This window comes from uncultured Bradyrhizobium sp. (assembly GCF_936928535.1).
Taxonomy (GTDB): Bacteria; Pseudomonadota; Alphaproteobacteria; order Rhizobiales; family Xanthobacteraceae; genus Bradyrhizobium.
In genome coordinates, this window is record NZ_CAKZHY010000169.1 from 127,244 (window position 1) to 134,350 (window position 7,107).

A 7,107-nucleotide genomic window follows, 5' to 3' on the forward strand; every position below is an offset into this window, starting at 1 on the left:
TTTGTTATCCCCATCCTGCCTCAAGCCACCGCCGCCTGCCAGCGCGTATCGCGCAAGGAGGGGCGGCGGTGCAGGCGGGCGTCGAGGAGGCTGCGGGCACACGGCAGCTCGCCGCTGCGCATCAGGGCGACGAGGAACGTGTCCTCGATCAGTTCGCGCTGGGCGTGGCTGCCGCCGATGCGCACGACTTCGGTGAGAACGGGCGCGAGCTCGCGCACGCAGGCGGCGTAATTCTCATCCGCAAAGGCCGACAGCGCCCGGCAGATCGCCGGCACCACGGGGCCCGCCGGCAGCTTGCCGTCGGCGAGACGCTGCTCGATCATTGCAAGACGCGTGGCGAGCGCCTCGCGATTTTGCGTCGCGGCTGCGAACAACGCCATGTGGACGTCGGCGAAGGGCAGGCCCGATTTCGGGAACAGTTTTTGCGCGGTGGCGTCGGCCTCGGCCCAGAGTGCCTTCGGCACCGCGTGGCCGTAGGCCGACAGGCGCCACAGCAGCGAGGCGCTATCGGTGATGACATTGAGCGGCGGTGCCTGCGTCGCGGAGGGCTGCAGCACGTCGGCGTAGATTTTCAGCGCGCGCGTCGCATCGCCGTGCTCGAGCGCGCCGAGCGCCTGGTGCCAGAGGATATGGCCGTGCAGGATGCCGGCGCGGCCATAGGTCGGAATCCATTCGTCGACGAGACGATCGGCGTCCTCGATCGAGCCGTCCTCGAACATCGCGTGCAGCACGGCGTGTGCGGCGTGGGCGTTGGCCCGGCGGAGATCGAAGCCGCGTTCGGTCACCGCGCGGCCGCGCGCGACGTCGCCATTCTCGGTCATCGCCCAGCCGGACATGGTGAGGAACCACCAATCCTCGCCGTAATGATGTGCGACGCGCTCGCACAGCGCGTGCCGGGCGTGGTCGTGATCGGCCATGCCGGAAAAGGCGAACAGGCCGAACGCGCCGAGCGGCAGCGACAGCACCACGGCATCGCGCGGCCAGCGCTCGATATGGCCAAACATGGCCGCGATCGCATCGGCCCCGCGTCCCTCGATCGCGAGCGCCAGCGTCTCGACATGCGACCGCTCGCGCTCCGTGCCGCTGATGGCGACGAGCTCGCGCGCCAGCGCCGCTTTCTGACGAGCAAGATCGCCCTGCTGGTAGAACGCGTGCACGCGGGCGCGGGCGATGTAGGCCAGCGCGAAATCCGGGTCGGCCGCGATGGCGCTTTCCAGCATCTCTGCCGTGCCGGTCCACCCCGCAAGCATGAGATCGACGCCTTCGCGATAGGCCGATGCGGCCTGATCGTAACTGGTGGAAAGCGGCAGGCCGTAGCGGTCTTCAAGCGGCATCGCTGTCTCCGAAAGCTCACGCCGTCCGCGCGCAACGTCCCTCAATCGGATAGGCGGGGTCGTTATAGCCCGGCGTCGACGGATGGCCGGGCACCACGAGCCGGTCGATCAGCGCCTCGTCCTCGGCGGTGAAGCGATAGTCGAGCGCACTGATATAGCCGTCCCACTGCTCCTCGGTGCGCGGACCTGCGACGATCGAGGAAACGAAGGCGCAGTTGAGCACCCAGGCCACCGCGAACTGGCCGGCGGTGATGCCCTTCTTCTCGGCGTGAGTCTTGATCTCCTGCGCGAGTTGAAGTGACTCAGGTCGCCATTCCGTTTGCATCATGCGCGTGTCGTTGCGGCCGGCGCGCGTGTCCTTATCAGGCGCGGCATCGGGCTTGTACTTGCCGGTGAGCACGCCGCGCGCCAGCGGGCTATAGGGGACGATGCCAAGACCGTAGTAAGAGCAGGCCGGAAAATGCTCGACTTCGGGCATGCGATTCATCGCATTGTAATAGGGCTGGCTCACCACGGGACGGTCGATTCCGAGCCGGTCGCAGATGTTGCAGATCTCGGCGACGCGCCAGGCGCGGTAGTTGGAGACGCCGAAATAGCGGATCTTGCCTGCGCGGATCAGATCGCCCATCGCGCGCACCGTTTCCTCCAGCGGCGTCGCGTGGTCTTCCTTGTGCAGATAGTAGATGTCGATGTGGTCGGTGCCGAGCCGCTTCAGGCTCTCCTCGGCCGCCTGCAATACCCAGCGCCGCGACAGCCCGACGCGATTGGGATCGTCGCCCATGGGGTTGGCGAGCTTCGTCGCCAGCACCCAGGCATGCCTGGTGTTGCCGATGGCGCGTCCCACGACCTCCTCCGAGCCACCCTTCGAATAGGCGTCCGCGGTGTCGATGAAGTTGATGCCGGCCTCGTGTGCCTTGGCAATGATGCGCTTTGAGGTCGCCTCATCCGTCGGCCCGCCGAACATCATGGTGCCCAGGCAAATCGGCGACACTTTCAGGCCAGAGCGGCCGAGTTGGCGGTACTGCATGGGCGGATCCTCGACGTTTTTAATGGAGCCACCATAGCCAGCCGCAGCCGTCATTGCGAGCGTAGCGAAGCAATCCAGAGATGCGTCCGCGGAGGGATGCTGGATTGCTTCGCTACGCTCGCAATGACGAGGAGAGGACGGTGGCAGCCTGACCCCAGCCTATCCCGGCCCCTTCAAGATCTTGAACACGCCATTGGCCATCACGATGCAGCGATCGTCGACGGTGACCTCGGTGCTCATGAAGATCAGGCTTCGCGTCGAGCGCACCACGCGGGGGCGGGAGATCAGGATGTCGCCGATCTGGCCGGCCTCGACGAAATGGGTGTCGAGCTGCACGGTCGCCATGTATTCCTTGCCGGACACATAGCGGGCGGTCATGCCGCAAGTGCGGTCCGCGAAGGTCATCATCACGCCGCCCTGCACCATGCCGCGGCGGTTGTGGTGCTTGTCTTCTGTGGCGAGCGCGAATTCGTATCGGCCGTCGACCTTGCGTTCCCACAGCGGGCCGACGAGATGCATGAAGCCCGTGGTCTCCAGGATGGTCCAGCCGTCCGATTTGAGCTTTGCGGCGGTCTTGCTGGTCATCGCTCCGTTCATCCTTGCTGGCGCATCTCGCCTCGTTTCATCAGATGCGGTCATGGTGTAGTCAAGCATCATGAGAGCTTTCGGCGATGCCACCAGACGGAATATCGCGGCTGCCTGCGCGTCATTTGCGCGGCTGCCCGATGCGGCCGAGCCATCGGTGCTGAAGCGCGCCGCGGTGGTGCTGGCGCTGACGGAATCCAATGACGGCGACGACACCGCGTTTCTGCTGACGCGGCGTGCATCGAGCTTGCGCTCGCATCGCGGCCAGTGGGCATTGCCGGGTGGACGCTGCGATGCCGGCGAGACGCCGGTCGAGGCGGCGCTGCGCGAGCTCGACGAGGAGCTTGCGCTCAGGCTTCCAGGCGATGCCGTGCTCGGCCTACTCGATGATTACCCGACGCGCTCCGGCTATCTGATCACACCTGTCGTGGTCTGGGCCGCGGAGAGCAATGCAATCGCGCCGAACCCGGACGAGGTCGCCTCCGTTCACCGTATCGCGCTCGACACGATCGAGCGCGACGATGCCTTCGACTTCACTGATATCCCCGAGAGCAGCCGCCGCGTGATTCGCTTCCATCACCAGATGAGCCTGATCCACGCGCCGACGGCGGCGCTGATCTACCAGTTCCGCGAGGTGCTGGCGGGGCGGCAGACCCGTGTCACCGACCTGGAACAGCCTGTTTTCGCCTGGAAGTGATGGTAAACGGCGCGTTAACGTGACGGTTACCGGATGCCTGCTAAGAGGGCAGCATGCATCATTCGATTCGAAAACATCTGGCGCTGGTTCCGCTCGCGCTCGTCCTGCTCGTCCCCGCCGCGCGGGGCGGGGAATCCGACGCGCTGCCGTCAGCCGTCAGCAATGCCAACGCCCAGCTGCTGTCGCAGTTTTTCGGGCAAGGTGGCGCCTCGCCGGCCGTGCTGGAATATCGCCGCAAGCTTGCCGAGTATCAGGCGATCAGGGGCGCCTTCGATGCGGAGGCCGCCGCCTATTGGAGCCAGGTCTCGGAGAAGCGCAAAGGCCGCAACGCCAAGCGGCGCAGCGGGCAGCAGATCACGCTCGACGATTACGTGCTGGAGCAGCCGCCTGTTTATACCGGGCCGAAGCGTCCGGTGAACCCGGAGCCGGAGGAAACGCCGGAGCGACCGCCCCGCAAGCCGCTTCCGGTCGCCTCCGATCTGTTGCGCGCCGCGCAGGATCTCTATCAATTCACGCCGCAGCGCCCCACAAGCGAGGTCGAGTTCAAACGCGCCTATGCGCGCTACGCACTCGCCTCGGGGCTGACGCGCGAGCAGGCGGTGCGGGTCTATTCCTTCGAGACCGGCGGCACCGGCAATTACGACGTGCAGGCCGGCATCGAGCATGGCGGCAAGCGCGCGATCTCGACCGCGATGGGCTACAACCAGCTGCTCACCACCAACAGCGTCGAGCTGCTGGCCGAGCAGGGCCACGAGTTCGTCCGCGCGCTCTCCGACAAGGTGGCGCGCAGCTCGGGGCCGGCGCGCCAGGTGCTCGAGCACAAGCTCGTCGTTCTGAAGAAGATGGTGGCGCATGCGAAGGCGGTGCCGGACACCTGGTCGGAGCACGAGAAGATCGGCGACACCGCGCAGGGCTGGGCCATGCATGCAATGGTGCTGGACGTCGACATCGGGCCGATGCTGCAAACCCACAAGCTCTTGACGTCGGTGCTGTTCGCCCGCGCCAAGGGCTACACCCGTCCGCTCACCGCCGCCGAGCTCGAGATGATGAACCTCACCGGCGACGGCACCGGCCTCGACATGGTGACGATGCCGCAGGCGATGCGCGAGCAGGTGCCGACCTCGAACTTCTTCCAGCGTGGCGGCTACGAGCGCAACCCGGTCGCGATCCGCCATAACACGGTGGCGAAGCTGCTCGCGGTGACCGATGATCGGATGGACAGTAACAGCAGCAAACCCGGCGCGCGGGAACTGGCGGCGGCGTTTTAGGCCTCAGTCACCGTCATGCCCCCCGGCTTGACCGGGGCATCCTGTACGCCGCGGCCGCTCCGTATCCAATCGCCGTCTCTGGAATACGGGATCGCCCGGTCGAGCCGGGCGATGACACCGGTTATGTCGTGGCCTACTGATCCGGCCCGAACTTGAACCGGCCGTCGCCTTCCAGATATTGCCCGCTGCGCATGTAGAGCTGGCCGTTCTGGCCGATAAAGAACAGCGTGCCCTTCGGCACCTTCTTGGCGCCCTTCAACAGCTCGCCGGCATTGCTGGTGCCCATCTTGTAGGAGAAGGTCTTGCCTTCCTTGTCATAGGCGTAGCCGGTGTCCGGCTTGAGCTCCCACGGCGTTGCCGCGTTTTGCGCGAAGGCGGGGGCGGCGAACGCGCCCAGCACGGCTGCGATTGCAAATGTCTTGATTGGAAATGCCATCATTCATTCATCCTCCCCATTGTCGGGGTGCCCATTTTGAACAAATCACGAACGATGCGTCCGGGTCAATCTGCGAATGACGCCGCAGCGCATCACGTCTTGCCCAGCAGTTTGTGATTTTCCCTTCGTCCCCTCGCGACTATGTTCCGCTTTCGGTCTAGAACGCAACACGACAAAGATATTGGTGGGGATGATTCGAATGCGTCACGTCATGAAAATTTGCGGAATTGTCTTGATGTCGCTGACCGCGCTGGCGTCGGCGGCCCGGGCCGATGACTTCCAGCTCAGCCACAACCAGCGGATTTCGTGCAGCCGCGGCCTTGCCCCAGGCAAGCTCAACACCGCGACCTGCAAGTCCTACACCTATCTCTTCAACACCAAGACTTCGGAATATTTCCGCTGCCAGGTGTCGCTGGCGCTGACCCGCGACAACAAGGAAGTCATTAACGTCCAGACCGACGGCGGCTGCACCAAGAAGCCGCGCATCTTCGAGGCCGACGGGCATTATGATTTCGACGCGACCGAGACCGAGCCGCCGAACACCAACTCGTTCTTCGGTCCCGGCGGCTATTCGATCTGGGCCGCCGATATGAACGCCCAGAAGATCCGCGGCTGCATTACCATCTCCTCCGGCCTTGGCTCCGATATCTCCAAGTGCCTGGACATGACGTTCCAGTAACCGGGCCTGCGATGGTCCATCCGTGCTACAACAACAAAAAAAACGGGAGATGCGCGATGGACCGGCTCAAGGGCAAGGTTGCGATGGTGGTGGGCGCCGGCTCGATCGGGCCTGGCTGGGGCAATGGCAAGGCGACCGCGGTGACCTTTGCGCGTGAGGGCGCGCAGGTGTTTTGCGTCGACCGCAACGGCGCGGCCGCCGAGGAGACCGCCAAGATCATCCTTGGCGAAGGCGGCAAGGCGACCGCGTTCACGGCCGACGTCTCGCGGCCGGCCGAGATCGAGGCGATGGTCGCCGCATGCCTCAAGGCTTATGGCCGCATCGACGTGCTCGACAACAATGTCGGGATTGCCGAGATGGGCAGTGTGGTCGAGGTCACCGAAGAGAGCTGGGACCGCGTCTTCAGCGTCAACCTCAAGAGCGCCTATTTCGCCATGAAGCACGTCATACCTGTCATGGTGAAGCAGGGCGGCGGCTCGATCATCAACATCTCCTCGATCGCCTCGATCCGCCACATGGGCATCTCCTACGTCACCTACGGCACCTCGAAGGCGGCCATGAACCAGATGACGCGCACCACCGCGATCGAGTTCGCCAAGCATCATGTGCGGGTGAACGCGATCCTGCCCGGCCTGATGAAGACGCCGATGGTGGAGCATTCCGCAGGCCTCGCCAACAGCTATGCCAAGGGCGATGTCGAGGCGATGTGGCGCGCCCGCGATGCGCAGGTGCCGATGGGCCACATGGGCGACGCGTTCGATGTCGCCAATGCCGCACTGTTCCTGGCGTCGGACGAATCGAAATATGTGACGGGCATCGAGCTCGTGGTCGACGGCGGGATCACCTGCAAGGCGGGGGCTTAGGTTCTATCTGCTGCGCCAAACTCCGCTGTCGTCCCGGACAAGCGCGCAACAAGCGCGCGCAGATCCGGGACCCCAGTGCGAGCGCTTGCGCTGGTCACGATAACCACAGGGAGTGGTTTGGCGCCAAGCTGGTGACTCCGAATTTTCGCAAAACGATTGCTGCGGTGATGGGGTGGACGGCCCCCTACGGCATCAGTGTGCCAGAATGAGGTTGTCAC

The 7,107-nt window shown here is 64.7% G+C and carries 8 protein-coding genes; 4 read left to right on the plus strand and 4 right to left on the minus strand.

The genetic code is table 11. The features are described 5' to 3' along the window. Window positions 1–20: 20 nt before the first annotated feature. The 3 genes from Q0687_RS32955 to Q0687_RS32965 all read right to left on the minus strand — a co-directional run bounded on the left by Q0687_RS32955 (window position 21) and on the right by Q0687_RS32965 (window position 2,946). Window positions 21–1,334 (minus strand): tetratricopeptide repeat protein, encoded by a 1,314-nt coding sequence (locus tag Q0687_RS32955; RefSeq protein WP_298886139.1) that lies wholly within the window; start codon window positions 1,332–1,334, stop codon window positions 21–23. Window positions 1,335–1,350: 16 nt separating this feature from the next. After that, window positions 1,351–2,361: an aldo/keto reductase gene (locus Q0687_RS32960; RefSeq protein WP_298886142.1), complete on the minus strand. Its 1,011-nt coding sequence runs from the start codon at window positions 2,359–2,361 to the stop codon at window positions 1,351–1,353. A 159-nt stretch (window positions 2,362–2,520) separates the two neighbouring features. Beyond that, the gene (locus Q0687_RS32965; RefSeq protein WP_298886144.1) at window positions 2,521–2,946 is read right to left on the minus strand and encodes a PaaI family thioesterase; all 426 of its coding nucleotides are present in this window, start codon (window positions 2,944–2,946) and stop codon (window positions 2,521–2,523) included. Window positions 2,947–3,016: 70 nt separating this feature from the next. On the opposite strand from Q0687_RS32965, the gene Q0687_RS32970 reads away from it, so the two are divergent. Both Q0687_RS32970 and Q0687_RS32975 read left to right on the plus strand, forming a co-directional pair. Then, window positions 3,017–3,643, plus strand: a complete 627-nt coding sequence (locus tag Q0687_RS32970) for a CoA pyrophosphatase (RefSeq protein ID WP_298886147.1) — start codon at window positions 3,017–3,019, stop codon at window positions 3,641–3,643. Window positions 3,644–3,696: 53 nt separating this feature from the next. Then, window positions 3,697–4,911: a hypothetical protein gene (locus Q0687_RS32975; protein ID WP_298886150.1), complete on the plus strand. Its 1,215-nt coding sequence runs from the start codon at window positions 3,697–3,699 to the stop codon at window positions 4,909–4,911. 133 nt (window positions 4,912–5,044) lie between these two features. On the opposite strand, the gene Q0687_RS32980 is transcribed toward Q0687_RS32975, so the two are convergent. Continuing rightward, window positions 5,045–5,347, minus strand: a complete 303-nt coding sequence (locus Q0687_RS32980) for a hypothetical protein (RefSeq protein ID WP_298886187.1) — start codon at window positions 5,345–5,347, stop codon at window positions 5,045–5,047. 235 nt (window positions 5,348–5,582) lie between these two features. Between Q0687_RS32980 and Q0687_RS32985 the strand changes: the two genes are divergently transcribed. Both Q0687_RS32985 and Q0687_RS32990 read left to right on the plus strand, forming a co-directional pair. After that, on the plus strand, window positions 5,583–6,026 hold the full coding sequence (locus Q0687_RS32985) for a hypothetical protein (RefSeq protein WP_298886153.1): 444 nt from the start codon (window positions 5,583–5,585) through the stop codon (window positions 6,024–6,026). Between the two features lie 56 nt (window positions 6,027–6,082). Beyond that, entirely contained in the window at window positions 6,083–6,889 is an 807-nt protein-coding gene (locus tag Q0687_RS32990; RefSeq protein WP_298886156.1) for a glucose 1-dehydrogenase, read from the plus strand. The last annotated feature ends 218 nt before the right edge of the window (window positions 6,890–7,107 follow it).

Coding starts and splice junctions, on each gene's coding strand:
- Q0687_RS32960 (WP_298886142.1), bottom strand. CDS start 2,361: ATGCAGTACCGCCAACTCGGCCGCTCTGGCCTGAAAGTGTCGCCGATT.
- Q0687_RS32955 (WP_298886139.1), bottom strand. CDS start 1,334: ATGCCGCTTGAAGACCGCTACGGCCTGCCGCTTTCCACCAGTTACGAT.
- Q0687_RS32975 (WP_298886150.1), top strand. CDS start 3,697: ATGCATCATTCGATTCGAAAACATCTGGCGCTGGTTCCGCTCGCGCTC.
- Q0687_RS32980 (WP_298886187.1), bottom strand. CDS start 5,347: ATGGCATTTCCAATCAAGACATTTGCAATCGCAGCCGTGCTGGGCGCG.
- Q0687_RS32985 (WP_298886153.1), top strand. CDS start 5,583: ATGTCGCTGACCGCGCTGGCGTCGGCGGCCCGGGCCGATGACTTCCAG.
- Q0687_RS32965 (WP_298886144.1), bottom strand. CDS start 2,946: ATGACCAGCAAGACCGCCGCAAAGCTCAAATCGGACGGCTGGACCATC.
- Q0687_RS32990 (WP_298886156.1), top strand. CDS start 6,083: ATGGACCGGCTCAAGGGCAAGGTTGCGATGGTGGTGGGCGCCGGCTCG.
- Q0687_RS32970 (WP_298886147.1), top strand. CDS start 3,017: ATGAGAGCTTTCGGCGATGCCACCAGACGGAATATCGCGGCTGCCTGC.